This window comes from Xenophilus azovorans DSM 13620, assembly GCF_000745855.1.
In the GTDB taxonomy this organism is placed as follows: Bacteria; Pseudomonadota; Gammaproteobacteria; order Burkholderiales; family Burkholderiaceae_C; genus Xenophilus; species Xenophilus azovorans.
In genome coordinates this window covers 1-17,758 of record NZ_JQKD01000032.1, presented here as the reverse complement: position 1 = coordinate 17,758, position 17,758 = coordinate 1, and the positions used below count along the sequence as shown (strand labels likewise).

Annotated in this window: 16 protein-coding genes and 1 pseudogene; 16 read left to right on the top strand and 1 reads right to left on the bottom strand. The window is 69.8% G+C overall.

The features are described from left to right. The first annotated feature begins 4 nt into the window (after nucleotides 1–4). From Q392_RS17140 to Q392_RS17065, 16 genes and pseudogenes are all read left to right on the top strand, one after another. Complete coding sequence (locus Q392_RS17140; RefSeq protein ID WP_038210378.1) at nucleotides 5–850, top strand: phosphatidate cytidylyltransferase; 846 nt, start codon at nucleotides 5–7, stop codon at nucleotides 848–850. Next, the gene (gene ispC / locus Q392_RS17135; RefSeq protein WP_038210377.1) at nucleotides 850–2,046 is read left to right on the top strand and encodes a 1-deoxy-D-xylulose-5-phosphate reductoisomerase; all 1,197 of its coding nucleotides are present in this window, start codon (nucleotides 850–852) and stop codon (nucleotides 2,044–2,046) included. The genes Q392_RS17140 and ispC overlap by 1 nt, the downstream gene beginning before the upstream one ends. A gap of 24 nt (nucleotides 2,047–2,070) precedes the next feature. Then, nucleotides 2,071–3,441 carry an RIP metalloprotease RseP gene (gene rseP, locus Q392_RS17130; protein WP_038210376.1) on the top strand — a complete coding sequence of 457 codons (1,371 nt, stop codon included), beginning with the start codon at nucleotides 2,071–2,073 and terminating at the stop codon, nucleotides 3,439–3,441. 40 nt (nucleotides 3,442–3,481) lie between these two features. Then, entirely contained in the window at nucleotides 3,482–5,980 is a 2,499-nt protein-coding gene (gene bamA / locus Q392_RS17125) for an outer membrane protein assembly factor BamA (protein ID WP_038210375.1), read from the top strand. Continuing rightward, entirely contained in the window at nucleotides 5,980–6,519 is a 540-nt protein-coding gene (locus Q392_RS17120; RefSeq protein WP_038210374.1) for an OmpH/Skp family outer membrane protein, read from the top strand. The genes bamA and Q392_RS17120 overlap by 1 nt, the downstream gene beginning before the upstream one ends. 12 nt (nucleotides 6,520–6,531) lie before the next feature. Next, on the top strand, nucleotides 6,532–7,521 hold the full coding sequence (gene lpxD / locus Q392_RS17115; RefSeq protein WP_038210373.1) for a UDP-3-O-(3-hydroxymyristoyl)glucosamine N-acyltransferase: 990 nt from the start codon (nucleotides 6,532–6,534) through the stop codon (nucleotides 7,519–7,521). Next, a complete protein-coding gene (fabZ, locus tag Q392_RS17110) occupies nucleotides 7,518–7,976 on the top strand; it encodes a 3-hydroxyacyl-ACP dehydratase FabZ (protein WP_038210372.1) in 459 nt (152 codons plus the stop codon). The genes lpxD and fabZ overlap by 4 nt, the downstream gene beginning before the upstream one ends. A gap of 10 nt (nucleotides 7,977–7,986) precedes the next feature. Then, nucleotides 7,987–8,775, top strand: coding sequence for an acyl-ACP--UDP-N-acetylglucosamine O-acyltransferase (lpxA, locus tag Q392_RS17105; protein WP_038210371.1), 789 nt, complete (start codon nucleotides 7,987–7,989; stop codon nucleotides 8,773–8,775). Next, nucleotides 8,775–9,923 (top strand): lipid-A-disaccharide synthase, encoded by a 1,149-nt coding sequence (gene lpxB / locus Q392_RS17100; protein WP_084217137.1) that lies wholly within the window; start codon nucleotides 8,775–8,777, stop codon nucleotides 9,921–9,923. The genes lpxA and lpxB overlap by 1 nt, the downstream gene beginning before the upstream one ends. Continuing rightward, nucleotides 9,895–10,593, top strand: coding sequence for a ribonuclease HII (rnhB, locus tag Q392_RS17095; RefSeq protein WP_038210370.1), 699 nt, complete (start codon nucleotides 9,895–9,897; stop codon nucleotides 10,591–10,593). Before lpxB ends, rnhB begins: the two co-directional genes overlap by 29 nt. After that, nucleotides 10,590–11,378, top strand: a complete 789-nt coding sequence (locus tag Q392_RS17090; RefSeq protein WP_038210369.1) for a TrmH family RNA methyltransferase — start codon at nucleotides 10,590–10,592, stop codon at nucleotides 11,376–11,378. Before rnhB ends, Q392_RS17090 begins: the two co-directional genes overlap by 4 nt. Nucleotides 11,379–11,539: 161 nt before the next feature. Continuing rightward, nucleotides 11,540–12,742, top strand: a complete 1,203-nt coding sequence (carA, locus tag Q392_RS17085) for a glutamine-hydrolyzing carbamoyl-phosphate synthase small subunit (protein WP_038210368.1) — start codon at nucleotides 11,540–11,542, stop codon at nucleotides 12,740–12,742. Next, entirely contained in the window at nucleotides 12,735–15,959 is a 3,225-nt protein-coding gene (carB, locus tag Q392_RS17080) for a carbamoyl-phosphate synthase large subunit (protein ID WP_038210367.1), read from the top strand. Before carA ends, carB begins: the two co-directional genes overlap by 8 nt. 159 nt (nucleotides 15,960–16,118) lie before the next feature. After that, on the top strand, nucleotides 16,119–16,598 hold the full coding sequence (gene greA / locus Q392_RS17075) for a transcription elongation factor GreA (RefSeq protein WP_038210366.1): 480 nt from the start codon (nucleotides 16,119–16,121) through the stop codon (nucleotides 16,596–16,598). Beyond that, entirely contained in the window at nucleotides 16,595–17,005 is a 411-nt protein-coding gene (locus Q392_RS17070; protein WP_038210365.1) for a DUF4149 domain-containing protein, read from the top strand. Before greA ends, Q392_RS17070 begins: the two co-directional genes overlap by 4 nt. A gap of 2 nt (nucleotides 17,006–17,007) precedes the next feature. Next, nucleotides 17,008–17,445 (top strand): annotated as a pseudogene (locus tag Q392_RS17065) (Kdo hydroxylase family protein); the annotation flags it as partial. A gap of 54 nt (nucleotides 17,446–17,499) precedes the next feature. Here Q392_RS17065 and Q392_RS17060 read toward each other — a convergent pair. After that, nucleotides 17,500–17,758 (bottom strand): transposase domain-containing protein (locus Q392_RS17060; RefSeq protein ID WP_038210364.1); only part of this gene is annotated, 259 nt, incomplete at its 5' end.

The window sequence follows — 17,758 nt, the reverse complement described above, 5'->3', positions numbered from 1 at the left end:
GCGCATGCTCAAGCAACGCATCATCACCGCGCTCGTCCTGCTGGCCGTCCTGCTGCCGGCGCTGTTCCATCCGTCGCCCGTGCCCTTCACCTGCGTCATGCTGGCGCTGATCGGCGCGGCCGGCTGGGAGTGGGGGCGCCTGAACGGCTACGGCGGCGGCGTGGCGCTGTTCCTCGGGGCAGAGGCGCTGGCGCTGTGCGCGCTGTCGTGGTGGCTCGGCCTGCCGCAGCGCCCGCTGCCGGTGCTGTGGGCCATCGCCGGCGCCGGCTGGGTGCTGGCCGGCGGGGCCCTGCTGCGTGCCGGCCCCACGGGCTGGCCGCGCATCCCGAAGGCGGTGCGGGTCACGGGCGGCCTGCTGGCCCTGTGGGCGGCCTGGCTGGCGGCGGTGCAGGCGCGGCACATCGGCATCAACTTCCTGCTGTCGGTGCTGGTGCTGGTGTGGGTGGCCGACGTGTTCGCCTATTTCGCCGGGCGCGCCTTCGGCCTGCGCTTCACGAAGGCGAAGCTGGCGCCGTCCATCAGCCCCGGCAAGAGCTGGGAAGGCGTGTGGGGCGGCATGATCGGCGTGCTGGTGCTGGCCTTCGCATGGGCGGCGGTGGACCGCGCCGTCGGCGCGGGCGTGCCCAGCCTCTATTCGCACCTGGCTTCGCGCGGCGTGTGGCTGCTGGTGCTGGGCGCGCTGTTCATGGCGGTGATGAGCGTGGTGGGCGACCTGGTCGAGTCGCTGGTCAAGCGCAGCGTCGGCGCCAAGGACAGCAGCCAGTTGCTGCCGGGCCATGGCGGCGTGCTGGACCGGGTGGATGCCCTGTTGCCGACGCTGCCGCTGGCGATGATGCTGGCTTCGCTGTGATGTCGGCCCCGTCCCTTCCTCCCCGGCGCATCACCGTGCTCGGCTCGACCGGCTCGGTGGGCACGAGCACGCTCGACGTGATCGCGCGCCACCCGGAACACTTCGAGGTGTTCGCGCTGTCGGCCGCCACGCGCGTGGACGAGCTGCTGGCCCAGTGCGCCCGCTTCAGGCCCCGCTTCGCCGCGATGGCCAGTCCGGAACACGCCGCGCTCCTGGCGGACAGGCTCGCCGCGAACGGCCTGCCGACGCAGGTGCTGCGCTCGGACGACGCACTGGAGGCCATCGCTTCCGACGAGGACGTCGACATCGTGATGGCCGCCATCGTCGGTGCCGCCGGCCTGGCGCCCTGCCTGGCGGCGGCCCGTGCCGGCAAGCGGCTGCTGCTGGCCAACAAGGAAGCGCTGGTGGTCGGCGGCGAGCTGTTCATGGAGACGGTGCGCCGCGGCGGCGCCACGCTGCTGCCCATCGACAGCGAGCATTCGGCGATCTTCCAGTGCCTGCCAGAAGACCCGGCCGCCTGGCCCCGGCGCATCGAGAAGATCATCCTCACCGCCTCGGGCGGGCCTTTCCGCGGGCGGGCGCCGGACAGCCTGCGCGACGTGACGCCGGAGGAGGCGTGCGCGCACCCGAACTGGGTGATGGGCCGCAAGATCTCGGTGGACTCGGCCACCATGATGAACAAGGCGCTGGAGGTGATCGAGGCGCGCCACCTCTTCGGCGTGGGCCCGGAGCGGATCGACGTGGTGATCCACCCGCAGAGCGTGGTGCACTCGATGGTGCAGTTCGTCGACGGCTCGGTGCTGGCGCAGATGGGCACGCCCGACATGCGCGTGCCGATCGCCTGCGGGCTGGCCTGGCCGGAGCGCGTGGAAAGCGGCACCGGACGGCTCGACTTCCGCCAGCTCGCCGACCTGAGCTTCGAGGTGCCGGACGGCGACCTCTTCCCCGGGCTGCGCCTGGCCTGGGACACGCTGCGCGCGGCGCCCGGCACCACCGCCGTGCTCAACGCCGCCAACGAGGTCGCCGTCGAGGCGTTCCTGGCGCGGCAACTGCGCTTCGACCGCATCCACGCGGTCAACCTGGAAACTCTGGAGGCCGTTGCTCCGTCCAAGCCTTCGTCGCTGGCGGACCTGCTGGCGCTGGATGCCAGCGCGCGTGCCGCGGCCCGCAAGGCCGTGCTGAGGCTGGCTGCCTGAAGCCCCACCCCCGGGAGTCGCCGCATGCTCACCATCGTTGCCTTCGTCGTTGCGCTCGGCCTGCTGATCGCGGTCCACGAATACGGCCACTACCGCGTGGCGGTGGCCTGCAACGTCAAGGTCATCCGCTTTTCCATCGGCTTCGGCCGGGCGCTCGTGCGCTGGAAGCCGCGGCGCCCGCGGCCGGGGCAGGACACGGAATTCGTCATCGGCGCCATCCCGCTGGGCGGCTACGTCAGGATGCTCGACGAACGCGAAGGCCCGGTCGATCCGCAGGAGCGCCACCGCGCCTTCAACACCCAGCCGCTGGGCTCGCGCGCCGCCATCGTGGCGGCCGGGCCGCTGGCCAACCTGCTGCTGGCCGTGCTGCTCTACAGCGTCGTCAACTGGATCGGCGTGCAGGAGCCCACGGCCGTCCTGGGGCAGCCGCCGGCATCGTCGCTGGCGGCGGAGGCCGGGCTGAGGGGCGGCGAGCGGATCAGCCGCGCCGGCTTCGAGGGCGACCTCGATGCGGTCGAGTCCTTCGAGGACCTGCGCTGGCGCATCACCCGCGGGGCGCTCGACGGCCGCGACCTGACGCTCGAGGTCGCCGGCGCCAACGGGCGCCCGCCGCACGAGGTCGTGCTGCCGCTCAGCCGCATGGGCGCCAAGGAGGCCGACCCCGGCATGTTCCGCCGCATCGGCGTGCTGGCGCCCTTCACCCGGCCGGCGATCGGTGAGCTGCTGTCGGGCGGCGCGGCCGAGCGCGACGGGCTGCGCCAGGGCGACCTGGTGCTGGCGATGGGCGCCGACGAGATCGTGGACGCGCAGCAGCTGCGCGAGCGCATCCGCACCGCCATCGGCGCGGACGGGGGGCGCACGGAGGCTTGGCGCATCGAGCGCGACGGGCGCGTGCTGACCCTGGATGTGACGCCCGACGTGCGGGAGGAGGGCGGCCAGCGCATCGGCCGCATCGGCGCCTACGTCGGCGCGCCGCCGGAAATGGTCACCGTGCGGCAGGGCCCGGTGGACGGCCTCTGGCGCGGAGCGGTCAAGACCTGGGAGGTCTCGGCGCTGACGGTGCGCATGATGGGCAAGATGCTGATCGGCGAAGCCTCGATCCGCAACATCAGCGGCCCGCTGACCATCGCCGACTATGCCGGCAAGTCCGCCAGCCTGGGACTGACCCAGTACCTGGTGTTCCTCGCCCTCATCAGTGTGAGCCTGGGTGTGCTCAACCTGATGCCTTTGCCGGTCCTCGATGGGGGGCACCTGATGTATTATCTTTGGGAGGCCCTGACCGGCAAGGGCGTCTCCGACGCCTGGATGGAGCGGCTGCAGCGCGGAGGCGTTGCTCTGCTGCTGGTCATGATGTCGATCGCGCTGTTCAACGACGTGAATCGGCTCTTTGGTTAACTCTTCTGCCGGCCCTGTCGCGCGCCGGATCACTTCACAGATGAACAAACACATCAGTCGCTTTCGCCTGCGCAGCATGGCAGCGGTGGTTGCCAGCGCGCTGGCGGCGACCGCAGCCTGGGCCGTCGAGCCCTTCACCGTGCGCGACATCCGCGTCGAAGGCCTGCAGCGCGTCGAGCCAGGCACGGTCTTCGCGTCGATCCCGCTGCGGGTGGGCGACACCTACACGGACGACCGCGGTTCGGCAGCCATCCGTGCGCTGTTCGACCTGGGCCTGTTCAAGGACGTGCGCATCGACGTGAACGGCAACGTGCTGGTGGTCATCGTGGAGGAGCGCCCCACCATCGCCGACGTCGACTTCGCGGGCACCAAGGAGTTCGACAAGGACAATCTGAAGAAGGCGCTGCGCGACGTCGGCCTGGCCGACGGGCGGCCCTACGACAAGGCGCTGGCCGACCGCGCCGAGCAGGAGCTCAAGCGCCAGTACATCACGCGCAGCCTGTACAACGTCGAGGTCACGACGACCGTCACGCCCATCGAGCGCAACCGCGTCAACCTGACCTTCACCGTCACCGAGGGCGAGCCGGCGCGCATCAAGGACATCCGCATCGTCGGCAACCAGGCCTTCAGCGAATCGACCCTGCTGGACCTGTTCGACCAGGACACCGGCGGCTGGCTGGCCTGGTACACCAAGTCCAACCAGTATTCGCGCGCCAAGCTCAACGCCGACCTGGAGGCGCTGCGCTCGCACTACATCACGCGCGGCTACATGGACTTCCGCATCGACTCCACGCAGGTCGCTATCTCGCCCGACCGGCAGGACCTGTCGATCACCGTCAACGTCACCGAGGGGCCGAAGTACGTGGTCTCCGGCGTGCGGCTGGAAGGCAACTATCTGGGCCGCGAGGACGAGTTCAAGACGCTGGTGAAGATCCAGCCCGGCGAGCCCTACAACGGCGACCAGGTGACGGAGACCACCAAGGCCTTCAGCGACTACTTCGCCAGCTTCGGTTACGCCTTCGCGCGCGTGCAGACGCGCCCCGAGATCGATCGCCAGAACAGCCGCGTGGCGCTGGTGCTGCAGGCCGAGCCCTCCCGCCGCGTGTACGTGCGCCGCGTGAACGTCGCCGGCAACAACAAGACGCGCGACGAGGTCATCCGCCGCGAGTTCCGCCAGTTCGAGGCCTCGTGGTACGACGGCGACCGCATCAAGCTCTCGCGCGAGCGCGTCGACCGCCTGGGCTACTTCACCGAGGTCAACGTCGAGACCACCGAGGTGCCCGGCACGCCCGACCAGGTGGACCTGACGGTGGCCGTGGTCGAGAAGCCCACCGGCACCCTGCAACTGGGCGCGGGCTTCTCCAGTGCCGACAAGGTGTCGTTCAACTTCGGCATCACGCAGGAGAACGTGTTCGGCTCGGGCAACTACCTGGGCTTCAACGTCAACACCAGCAAGTACAACCGCACGATCTCGCTGACCACGACCGATCCGTACTTCACCAAGGACGGCATCTCGCGCACGCTGAGCATCTTCCACCAGCGCACCACGCCGTACTACTCTGCCGACGGCGACTACACGCTGACCAGCGAAGGCGGGGCGATCCGCTTCGGCGTGCCGTTCAGCGAAGTCGACACGGTGTTCTTCGGCGTGGGCATCGAGCGGTTCAAGTTCCAGCCGCGCTCGTCGACCTTCCTGACGATGTCGCAGTGGTACGACCTGCTGGGCATGTCCAACTACGCCGAATATTTCCGCCTGCTCTACCTGAACAGCGTGCCCAACGCGTACCTGCGCTACTTCGGCTGCGAATACGGCGGCGTGAACCTGGCGCTCAACTGCTCGCGCGATTCGGTGTGGGGCATCCCGCTGACGGTGGGCTGGTCGCGCGACGACCGCGACAGCGCCCTGGTGCCCACCCGCGGCCGCCTGCAGCGCGCCAACCTGGAAGTCGGCGTGGGCGGTGACTACAAGTACGCCAAGGCGAGCTACCAATACCAGCAGTACATCCCGCTGTCGAAGCAGTACACGCTGGCGCTGAACGGCGAGATCGGCGCGGCCAAGGCCTTCGGCGGCAAGGACTACCCGATCTTCAAGAACTTCTACGCCGGCGGCCTGGGTTCGATCCGGGGCTTCGAGCAGAACTCGCTGGGTCCGCGCGACTCCATCACGCAGGCGTCGCTGGGCGGCACCAAGAAGGCCGTGTTCAACATCGAGCTGTCCTCGCCCTTCCCGGGCGCGGGCAACGACCGCACGCTGCGCATGTACACCTTCCTGGACGTGGGCAACGTGTTCGGCGACAAGGAGTGCCGCATCGCCGATACCCAGGCCCAGTGCGACCAGCGCTACAAGGCCGAGCGCAAGTGGCGCGCCTCGGCCGGCGTGGGCATCAGCTGGATCTCCCCGCTGGGGCCGCTGCGCCTGGCCTACGCCGTGCCGCTGCGCAAGCAGGACGAGGTGGTGGACCCCAACAACCCCTTCCTGCCGCTGATCCCGGGCGACCGGGTGCAACGTATCCAATTCCAGATCGGAACCTCTTTCTGATGAAGACCATTTCCCGTTGGGCCGGCGCGCTGGTGGTGGCGTGCGCGAGCCTTGCCCCCCTTGCCGCGGCCCACGCCCAGGAGGCGTTCCGTTTCGGCGTGGTCAACCCGGATCGCGTGATGCGCGAGGCGCCGGCCGCCAAGGCGGCGCAGGCGCGGCTCGAGCAGGAGTTCCTCAAGCGCGAGAAGGACCTCAAGGACCAGGAAGAGGCGCTGAAAACCGCCTCCGACAAGTTCGAGCGCGACGCGCCCACGCTGCCCGAATCCCAGCGCGGGGCGCGCCAGCGGCAGCTGATCGACCAGGACCGCGACTTCCAGCGCAAGCGCCGCGAGTTCCAGGAGGACCTGAACCTGCGCCGCAGCGAGGAACTGCAGAAGGTCTACGAAAGCGCCCAGCGCGCCATCAAGCAGGTGGCCGAGGCCGAGAAGTACGACGTGATCCTGCAGGACGCGGTGTACGTCAATCCCAAGCACGACATCACCGACAAGGTGATCCGGGCGCTCAACGCGCCGCAGGCCGGCAACGGCGGCGGCAAGTGATGCGCGGGCGGCGTGGCGCTGCGGCTGGATGAGATCGTCGCCGCCCTGGGCGGCGAACTGAACGGCGACGGTGCGCGCCTCGTCGAGCGTCTGGCGCCGCTGGCCGCGGCCGGGCCCGACGCGCTGAGCTTCCTCAGCCACCCGAAGTACCGCAAGGAGCTGGCCGCTTCCCGGGCCGGCTGCGTCATCGTCGCGCCGGCCATGCGCGATGCGGCGGCGCAGCGCGGCGACTGCATCGTCGCGGACGACCCCTACCTGTACTTCGCCCGTCTGACGCAGTTGTGGAAGGCCCGGCACGGCCGGCCGCCGCGGCCGGGCGTCCATCCGAGCGCCGTCGTGGAGGAGGGCGCTCAGGTCGATCCCAGCGCCTCCATCGGCGCGCTGTGCGTGGTCGAGCGCGGCGCGCGCATCGGCGCCGGCACCGTGCTCAAGTCGCGCGTGACGGTGGGCGAGGACTGCGTCGTCGGCGAGCGCTGCCTGCTGCATCCCGGCGTGGTGATCGGCGCCGACGGCTTCGGCCTGGCGCCGCACCAGGGCGCCTGGGTGAAGATGGAGCAGCTCGGCGCGGTGCGCATCGGCGACGACGTGGAGATCGGCGCCAACACCTGCATCGACCGCGGCGCGCTGGAAGACACTGTGATCGAGGACGGCGTCAAGCTCGACAACCTGATCCAGATCGGCCACAACGTGCGCGTCGGCCGCCACACGGCGATGGCCGGCTGCGTGGGCGTGGCCGGCAGCGCCGACATCGGCGCCGGCTGCACCATCGGCGGCGGCGCGATCGTGCTGGGCCACCTGAAGCTGGCCGACGGCGTGCACATCTCGGCCGCCTCGGTGGTCACGCGCTCGATCCTCAAGCCGGGCCAGTACACCGGCATGTTCCCCATCGACGACAATGCGGCGTGGGAGAGGAACGCAGCCACGCTCCGGCAACTGCACACCCTCAGAGACCGAATCAAGGCCCTCGAGAAATCGGCGGGCGCGAACGACGCTGCACCATGACGACCACCACGCTGGACATCCACCAGATCCTCAAGCTCCTGCCGCACCGCTACCCGTTCCTGCTGGTGGACCGCGTGCTGGACATGGAGAAGGGCAAGCGCATCACGGCCTTGAAGAACGTGACGATGAACGAGCCCTTCTTCAACGGCCACTTCCCGCACCGGCCGGTGATGCCGGGCGTGCTGATGCTGGAGGCGATGGCGCAGGCGGCGGCGCTGCTGTCCTTCAAGTCGCTGGACATCGTGCCCGACGAGAACACCGTCTACTACTTCGCCGCCATCGACGGCGCCCGCTTCAAGCGGCCGGTGGAGCCGGGCGACCAGCTCACGCTGGAGGTGGAGATCGACCGCATGAAGGCCGGCATCTCCAAGTTCCGCGGGCGCGCCCGGGTGGGGGACGAACTGGCCTGCGAGGCGGAGCTGATGTGCGCGATGCGGCGCATCGACAGCCGGTGACCGCAGGCGCATGACGCGGATCCATCCCACGGCCCTGGTCGATCCGGGCGCCGAGCTCGATGCCTCGGTGCAGGTCGGGCCCTATGCCGTCATCGGCCCCAGGGTGCGCATCGGCGCGGGTTCGAGCGTGGGCGCACATTGCGTGATCGAAGGGCGCACCACCATCGGGCGCGACAACCGCATCTTCCAGTTCGCGTCGCTGGGCGCGGTGCCGCAGGACAAAAAGCATGCCGGCGAGGACACCGAACTGGTGATCGGCGACCGCAACGTCGTGCGCGAGTTCTGCACCTTCAACCTCGGCACCGTGCAGGACGCCGGCGCCACCCGCATCGGTGACGACAACTGGATCATGGCCTACGTGCACATCGCGCACGACTGCCAGGTGGGCAACCAGACGACGATGGCCAACAACACCACCCTGGCCGGCCACGTGCAGGTGGGCGACTGGGCCACCATCGGCGGCCTGACGGGCGTGCTGCAGCGCATGCGCATCGGCGCGCACGCGATGGTCGGTTTCGCCAGCCACGTCAACAAGGACGTGCCGCCCTTCATGACGGTGGACGGCCATCCGCTGGCGGTGCGCGGGGTCAACCTGGTGGGCCTGCGCCGGCGCGACTTCTCCGCCGCCCGGCTGGCGGCGATCCGCGAGATGCACAAGCTGCTGTACCGCCAGGGCCTCACGCTCGACGAGGCGCGCGCCGGCATCCGCGGGCTGGCGCAGGCCACACCGGAGGCCGCAGACGACGTGGCGCTGATGGACGGCTTCCTCGGCAGCAGCGTCGGCGGCATCGCGCGCTGATGGCCGGCCAGGAGGCGCGTCGTTTCGCCCTGGTCGCCGGCGAGGCCTCCGGCGACCTGCTCGCAGGGCTGCTGCTCGACGGCCTCAAGGCGCGCTGGCCCGGCATGCAGGCCGCGGGCATCGGCGGGCCGCAGATGCTGGCCCGCGGCTTCGAGAGCTGGTGGCCGCAGGAAAAGCTGGCCGTGCGCGGCTACATCGAGGTGCTGCGCCACTATGCCGAGATCGCCGGCATCCGCCGCAAGCTCAAGGCGCGCCTGCTGCAGGCGTGGCCGCCGCTGTTCATCGGCGTGGATGCGCCCGACTTCAACCTCGAACTCGAGGCCGCGCTGCGCAGCCGCGGCATGAAGACGGTGCACTTCGTCTGCCCGTCGATCTGGGCCTGGCGTCCGGAGCGCATCGAGAAGATCCGCGCCGCGGCCGACCACGTGCTGTGCATCTTCCCCTTCGAGCCGGCACTGCTGGAGGGGCAGGGCGTGCAGGCCAGCTACGTCGGTCACCCGCTGGCCAACGTGATCCCGATGCAGCCCGACCGCCCTGCCGCGCGCCGGGCGCTGGGTCTGCCGGAGGAGGGCACGGTGGTCGCGCTGCTGCCGGGCAGCCGGCGTTCCGAGCTGCGCTACCTGGCGTCCCGCTTCTTCGAAGCCGCCGCGCTGATGCACCGGGCGCGTCCGGACATCCAGTTCGTCATGCCCGCGATCCCCAGCCTGCGCGACGAGGCGCAGCAGATGCTGGCCGCCAGCGGCATGGCCGGCCGGGTGCGGCTGGTGGGCGGCCAGTCGCATGCGGTGCTCGCCGCCTGCGACGCGACGCTCATCGCCAGCGGCACGGCGACGCTGGAGGCGGCCCTCTTCAAGCGGCCGATGGTCATCGCCTACAACATGAACCGCATGTCGTGGCGGCTGATGCGCCGCCAGCAGCTGCAGCCCTGGGTCGGCCTGCCGAACATCCTGTGCAACGAGTTCGTGGTGCCCGAGCTGCTGCAGGACGCCGCCACGCCCGAGGCGCTGGCGGAAGCCACGCTGGCATGGCTCCAGTCGCCCGGCGAGGTGCGGGCGCTGGAGAGACAATTCACCGCCATGCACGAGCAATTGCGCCGCGACACGCCCACCCTGTGCGCCGATGCGATCCAGAAGGTTCTTGAAGGCTGAACAGACCCGGCTCCCCTGGGACGCGCCCGGCCTGGTCGCCGGCGTGGACGAGGCCGGCCGCGGCCCGCTGGCCGGCCCGGTGGTGGCGGCGGCGGTGATCCTCGACGACCAGCGCCCGATCAAGGGCCTGGCCGATTCCAAGGTGCTGACGGCGCTGCAGCGCGAGCGGCTGCACGAGGAAATCCTGGCCAAGGCCCTGTGCTGCTCCGTCGCGCAGGCCAGCGTGCAGGAGATCGACACCCACAACATCCTGCAGGCCACGATGCTGGCCATGCGCCGGGCGGTCGACGGCCTGCGCCTGAGGCCGGTGAAGGTGCTGGTGGACGGCAACCGGCTGCCGCCGCTGGACGTGCTGGCCGAGGCGGTGGTCAAGGGCGACGCGCTGGTCAAGGCCATCTCCGCCGCCTCCATCCTGGCCAAGGTGCATCGCGACCGGCTGTGCCGGCAACTGGACGAGGAATTTCCGCACTACGGCTTCGCGGCCCACAAGGGCTACGGCACGCCCGAGCACCTGGAGGCGCTGCGGCGCCACGGCGCCTGCGCGCACCACCGGCGCTCCTTCTCGCCGGTGGCCGAGGCACTGGCCCGCGGGCCGGCGGCGGAGGCGGGCGTCACGGTCGTCGTGCAGGCCGAGGTGGCGGCGGTCACGCTGGTGCGGGCCGCGCCATGACCGCCCCGGATCCGGTCCACATCGAATCGGCGGCCAATCCGCTGCTCAAGGAACTGCGGCGCCTGCTGCGCGACCCCGGCGCCTACCGCCGCACCGGCCGGGTCTGGGTCGAGGGCGATCACTTGTGCCGGGCCGCCCTGCAGCGCGGCGTCCGGCCGGCGGCGGCGTTGTTCGCTGCGTCGTGCTGGGCGGCGCAGCAGGGGAAGTGGGCGGGGGCCGCTGCCCGGACGATGGTGGTCGACGACGCGCTCTGGCCGGCGCTGAGCACGCTGGAGTCGCCGGCCCCGATGGGCTTCGTGATCGACCTGCCGCCCGCGCCCTTGCCGCAGGCCGGCATCGCCACGGTGGTGCTTGACCGCGTGCAGGACGCCGGCAACGTCGGCTCCATCCTGCGCAGCGCGGCGGCCTTCGGCTTCGGCCAGGTGCTGGCCCTGAAGGGCACGGCGGCGCTGTGGAGCCCGAAGGTGCTGCGCGCCGGCATGGGCGCGCATTTCGGGCTGCGGCTGGTCGAGGGCGCCTCGGCGACCGACGTGGCGGCGCTGGGCGTGCCGGCCGTGGCCACCAGTTCGCACCAGGGACAGTGGCTGCACGCCGCGCGGCTGCCCCATCCCTGCGCCTGGCTGATGGGCCACGAGGGGCAGGGCGTGGGCGATGAACTCCAGGCGCTGGCGGCGGCGCACGTCCGCATCGCCCAGCCGGGCGGGGAGGAGTCGCTGAACGTGGCGGCGGCGGCGGCGATCTGCCTGCACGCGAGCGCGGCGCAAGCCCTGAATTCGCCCGGGTGAAGGAGCCCGCGGGCTATAATCAAGGGCTTTCCCGCACACACCCTGCCCACAGCGCGCTCATTGCGTTAGTAGCCTACTCATTCGACGAAAGCCGCAACCCCTCGCCTGACCGCCAGGCACCTTGGGTTCGCTTTGGGCGTCATCCAGTTTCGGAGAACCCAGTGCTTTTGTCCCTCCAGGGCACCTTCCCCCGCGCCATCCTGGCGCTTGCCGACGGCACGGTCTTCCTCGGTACCTCCATCGGCGCGGCCGGCACCACCGTCGGCGAAGTGGTGTTCAACACCGCCATCACCGGCTACCAGGAAATCCTGACCGACCCGAGCTACCTCCAGCAGATCGTCACGCTGACCTATCCGCACATCGGCAACTACGGCGTCAACCTCGAGGACGTCGAGGCGGACAAGGTCCAGGCGGCCGGGCTGATCGTCAAGGACCTGCCGCTCATCGCCTCCAACTTCCGCAAGACGGCCACGCTCAGCGAGTACCTGGCCGCCAACGGCACGGTCGCCATCGCCGGCGTCGACACGCGCAAGCTGACGCGCCACCTGCGCACGAACGGCGCGCAGAACGGCGCCATCGTCGGCCTGGCCGCGGGCGAGCAGCCTACCCGGGCGCGCATCGACCAAGCCATCGCCGCTGCCAAGGCCGCGCCTTCCATGGCGGGCCTGGACCTGGCCAAGGTGGTGTCCACCCGGCAGGCCTACGAGTGGACCGAGACGGAGTGGAAGCTGGGCGCCGGCTACGGCGTGCAGATCACGCCGCGCTTCCATGTCGTGGCCTACGACTTCGGCGTGAAGCGCAACATCCTGCGCATGCTGGCCCAGCGCGGCGCCCGCATCACCGTGGTGCCGGCCCAGACGCCGGCGGCCGACGTGCTCCGGCTCAAGCCGGACGGCGTGTTCCTGTCCAACGGCCCCGGCGACCCGGAGCCCTGCGACTACGCCATCGCGGCCACCCGCACGCTGGTGGACACCGGCATCCCGGTGTTCGGCATCTGCCTGGGCCACCAGATCATGGCGCTGGCGGCGGGCGCGCAGACCTTCAAGATGGTCCACACCCACCACGGCGCCAACCATCCGGTCAAGGACCTGGACACCGGCCGCGTCAGCATCACCAGCCAGAACCACGGCTTCGCGGTGCACATGGAATCGCTGCCGGCGACGCTGCGCGCCACGCACGTGAGCCTGTTCGACGGCACGCTGCAGGGCCTGGAGTTCAAGGACAAGCCGGCCTTCTGCTTCCAGGGCCACCCGGAGGCCTCGCCCGGCCCGCACGACATCGGCTACCTGTTCGACCGCTTCGTCGCGCTCATCGAGAAACACAAGGCAGAACAACAACACAAGGCGGAGGCGGTGAATGCCTAAGCGCACAGACATCCAGAGCATCCTCATCATCGGTGCCGGCCCCATCGTCATCGGCCAGGCCTGCGAGTTCGACTACTCCGGCGTGCAGGCCTGCAAGGCGCTGCGCGAGGAGGGCTACAAGGTCATCCTGATCAACAGCAACCCCGCGACGATCATGACCGACCCGGCCACGGCCGACGTCACCTACATCGAGCCGATCACCTGGCCCACGGTCGAGAAGATCATCGCCAAGGAGCGGCCCGACGCGATCCTGCCCACCATGGGCGGCCAGACGGCACTGAACTGCGCGCTCGACCTGTGGCGCAATGGCGTGCTCGACAAGTACAAGGTCGAGCTGATCGGCGCCACGCCCGAGGCCATCGACAAGGCCGAGGACCGCCTGAAGTTCAAGGACGCGATGACCAAGATCGGCCTGGGCTCTGCGCGCTCGGGCATCGCGCACTCGATGGACGAGGCCTGGGCCGTGCAGAAGAACGTCGGTTTCCCGACGGTCATCCGCCCCAGCTTCACGCTGGGCGGCACCGGCGGCGGCATCGCCTACAACCCGGAGGAGTTCGAGGTCATCTGCAAGCGCGGCCTGGAGGCCTCGCCCACCAACGAACTGCTGATCGAGGAATCGCTGCTCGGCTGGAAGGAGTACGAGATGGAAGTGGTCCGCGACAAGGCGGACAACTGCATCATCGTCTGCTCGATCGAGAACCTGGACCCGATGGGCGTGCACACCGGCGACTCGATCACGGTGGCGCCGGCGCAGACGCTCACCGACAAGGAATACCAGATCATGCGCAACGCCTCGCTGGCGGTGCTGCGCGAGATCGGCGTCGACACCGGCGGCTCCAACGTGCAGTTCTCGGTCAACCCGAAGGACGGCCGGATGATCGTTATCGAGATGAACCCGCGCGTGTCGCGCTCGTCGGCGCTGGCTTCCAAGGCCACCGGCTTCCCGATCGCCAAGGTGGCGGCCAAGCTGGCGGTGGGCTACACGCTCGACGAGCTGCGCAACGAGATCACCGGCGGCGCCACACCGGCGAGCTTCGAGCCCAGCATCGACTACGTCGTCACCAAGATCCCGCGCTTCGCCTTCGAGAAGTTCCCGGCCGCGGATTCGCGCCTGACCACGCAGATGAAGTCGGTGGGCGAGGTGATGGCCATGGGCCGCACCTTCCAGGAAAGCTTCCAGAAGGCCCTGCGCGGCCTGGAAGTCGGCGTGGACGGCATGAACGAGAAGACCCAGGACCGCGAGGTGCTGGAGAAGGAACTGGGCGAGCCCGGCCCCGAGCGCATCTGGTACGTGGGCGACGCCTTCGCCCAGGGCCTGACGGTGGACGAGGTGTTCGACCTGACCAAGATCGACCGCTGGTTCCTGGTGCAGATCGAGGAGATCGTGAAGATCGAGCTCGAGCTGGAAACGAAGACGCTCGACGACATCGACGCCGACACGCTGCGCCTGCTCAAGCAGAAGGGGTTTTCCGACCGCCGCCTGGCCAGGCAGCTCAAGACCACCGACACGGCGGTGCGCGAGAAGCGCCGCGCCCTGGGCGTGCGTCCGGTCTACAAGCGCGTCGACACCTGCGCGGCCGAGTTCGCCACCAACACCGCCTACATGTACTCCACCTACGACGAGGAGTGCGAGGCCGAACCGACCGCGAAGAAGAAGATCATGGTGCTCGGCGGCGGCCCCAACCGCATCGGCCAGGGCATCGAGTTCGACTACTGCTGCGTGCACGCCGCGCTGGCGATGCGCGAGGACGGCTACGAGACCATCATGGTCAACTGCAACCCGGAGACCGTCTCGACCGACTACGACACCTCCGACCGCCTGTACTTCGAGCCGCTGACGCTGGAGGACGTGCTGGAGATCGTCGACAAGGAGAAGCCGACCGGCGTGATCGTGCAGTACGGCGGCCAGACGCCGCTGAAGCTGGCGCTCGACCTGGAGGCCAACGGCGTGCCGATCATCGGCACCAGCCCCGACATGATCGACGCGGCGGAGGACCGCGAGCGCTTCCAGAAGCTGCTCAACGATCTGGGCCTGCGCCAGCCGCCCAACGCCACCGCCCGCACCGAGGCCGAGGCGCTGGAGAAGGCCGCCGCCCTGGGCTACCCGCTGGTGGTGCGTCCGAGCTACGTGCTGGGCGGCCGCGCCATGGAGATCGTGCACGAGCAGCGCGACCTGGAGCGCTACATGCGCGAGGCCGTCAAGGTGAGCAACGATTCGCCGGTGCTGCTCGACCGCTTCCTCAACGACGCGGTGGAATGCGACGTGGACTGCATCCGCGACGCCGAGGGCCAGGTGCTGATCGGCGGCGTGATGGAGCACATCGAGCAGGCCGGCGTGCACTCGGGCGACTCCGCCTGCTCGCTGCCGCCCTACAGCCTGAAGGCCGAGACGGTGGCCGAACTGAAGCGCCAGAGCGCCGCGATGGCCAAGGCGCTGAACGTGGTCGGCCTGATGAACGTGCAGTTCGCCATCCAGGAAAAGGATGGGCAGGACGTGATCTACGTGCTGGAGGTCAACCCGCGCGCCTCGCGCACCGTGCCCTACGTCAGCAAGGCCACCGGCGTGCAGCTGGCCAAGGTGGCTGCGCGCTGCATGGCCGGCCAGTCGCTGGCCGCGCAGGGCGTCACCAAGGAAGTGACGCCGCCGTACTTCAGCGTCAAGGAGGCGGTGTTCCCCTTCGTCAAGTTCCCCGGCGTGGACACCATCCTCGGCCCCGAGATGAAGTCCACAGGCGAGGTGATGGGCGTGGGCAAGACCTTCGGCGAGGCCTTCGTCAAGAGCCAGCTCGGCGCCGGCACCATCCTGCCGAAGTCGGGCAAGGTCTTCATCTCGGTGAAGAACAACGACAAGGCCCGCGCCGTCGAGTGCGCGCGCGGCCTGGTCAAGCTGGGCTTCGAACTGATCGCCACCAAGGGCACGGCCGCGGCCATCCAGGCGGCGGGCCTGCCGTGCGCGGTGGTCAACAAGGTGACCGAAGGCCGTCCGCACATCGTGGACATGCTCAAGAACAACGAGATCGCCCTGGTCATCAACACCGTGGAAGAGCGCCGCAACGCGATCGCCGACTCGCGCGCCATCCGCACCTCGGCGCTGCTGGCGCGGGTGACGACCATCACCACCATCTTCGGCGCCGAGGCGGCGGTGGAGGGCATGCAGGACATGAACGACCTGGGCGTGATCTCCGTCCAGGAGATGCACGCCGAACTCGCGGCCTGAGGCCGCTGCCGCCGGCCGCTTGATGCGGCCGGCCGGCGCGGCATAATGGACCCAACTCGACACCGCCAGGCGGCAACGCCCGGCGGTTTTGCTTTTGATGACGGCCTGCCGCCCTGCCTGTCAGGCGGCGCGGGCCTGCCAACGACGGAGATTGCCGACATGGCCACGACCCTTCCCATCACCAAGCGCGGCGCCGAGAAGCTGCGTGAGGAACTGCACCGCCTCAAGACGGTGGAGCGTCCGGCGGTGATCAACGCCATCGCCGAGGCGCGCGCCCAGGGCGACCTGAGCGAGAACGCCGACTACGACGCGGCCAAGGACCGCCAGGGCTTCATCGAGGGCCGCATCCAGGAGATCGAAGGCAAGCTGTCGGTGGCGCAGGTCATCGACCCGAGCGAACTCGACGCCGGCGGCAAGGTGGTCTTCGGCGCCACCGTGGAATTGGAAGAGGAAAGCTCCGGCGAGGCGGTGAAATACCAGATCGTCGGCGAGGACGAGGCCGACCTGAAGCAGGGCCTGATCAACGTCTCCAGCCCGATCGCCCGCGCGCTGATCGGCAAGGAGGAGGGCGACACCGCCGTGGTGCAGGCGCCCGGCGGCGAGAAGCGCTACGAGATCGTCGCCGTCAGCTACCAGTGAAGCAGCGCGCCGCCCTGCTCGCCGCGGCCCTGTGGTGGGGCAGCCTGACGGCCATCGGCTTCCTGGTGGTGCCGATGCTGTTCGCCCACCTGGCCACGCCGGCCATGGCCGGCCAGATGGCGGCGAGGCTGTTCACGGCGCAGAGCTGGGTCTCGGTGGGCTGCGTGCTGGTGCTGCTGCTCGTCACCACGCGGCGCGATGCGGGGCCCGGCGCTTCGGCGCCGCCGGGGCTGATGCTCCTGCTGGCCGGGCTGCTGCTGGCGCTGCTGCTCGAATACGGCGTCGCCCCGCGCATCGTGGCCCGCGAGAACCTGCGGCTGTGGCACGGCGTGGGCAGCGGGATGTATCTTCTGCAATGGCTGTGCGCCGGCGCCTTCCTCTGGCGCCTCGGCCGGCCGCGAGGATGAGCATGGAATCGCAGATCATCGAGATCGACGCCGACCAGTGGCAGGGTGTGGCCGGCCGGCCGGAGTGGACGGCGGGGCTGGAAGCGGGCAAGGTGCTGTTCTTCCCGCGCCTGCGCTTCGAGTTCCTGCCCGAGGAAAAGGCCTTCCTGCGGCCGGACATCCGCGACCCCAAGTCGCGCAACATCAGCCTGAACGTCGATGGCGCCCTGAAGGGCGCCGCCGGCGACGCGGCCACCCAGGCGGCGCTGGCGCGGATGATCGGGCGTTTCCGCGAGCAGGCGAACGCGCTCATCGCGGGCCTGCTGCCGCACTACGTGCCCGCGCTGCGGCCGGCGCCCACCAGCTACCGGCCCTCGCAGGTGGAGACGCGCAGCCAGTCCTGGCGCGCCGACGACCGGCGGCTGCACGTCGATTCCTTTCCCTCGCGGCCGAACTACGGCGGTATGCGTCCGGCGAAGTCACCTTGACCGCCAGTGCGTCGCCGGTGACAGCCCTCAAGCGGAAGGCGACCAGCGGTGCGGCAGCAGTTCGTCGATGCGGCTGGCCGGGTGGGCCGGCAGTCGTTCCAGCACGTCCTTGAGGTACGCATAGGGCTCGTGCCCGTTGATGCGCGCCGAGTGCAGCAGGCTCATGATCGCTGCTGCGCGCTTGCCCGCGCGCAGGCTGCCGGCGAACAACCAGTTCGACCTTCCGAGGGCGATGGGCCTGATGTGGTTCTCCACCCAGTTGTTCGAGATCGGCACGTCGCCGTCG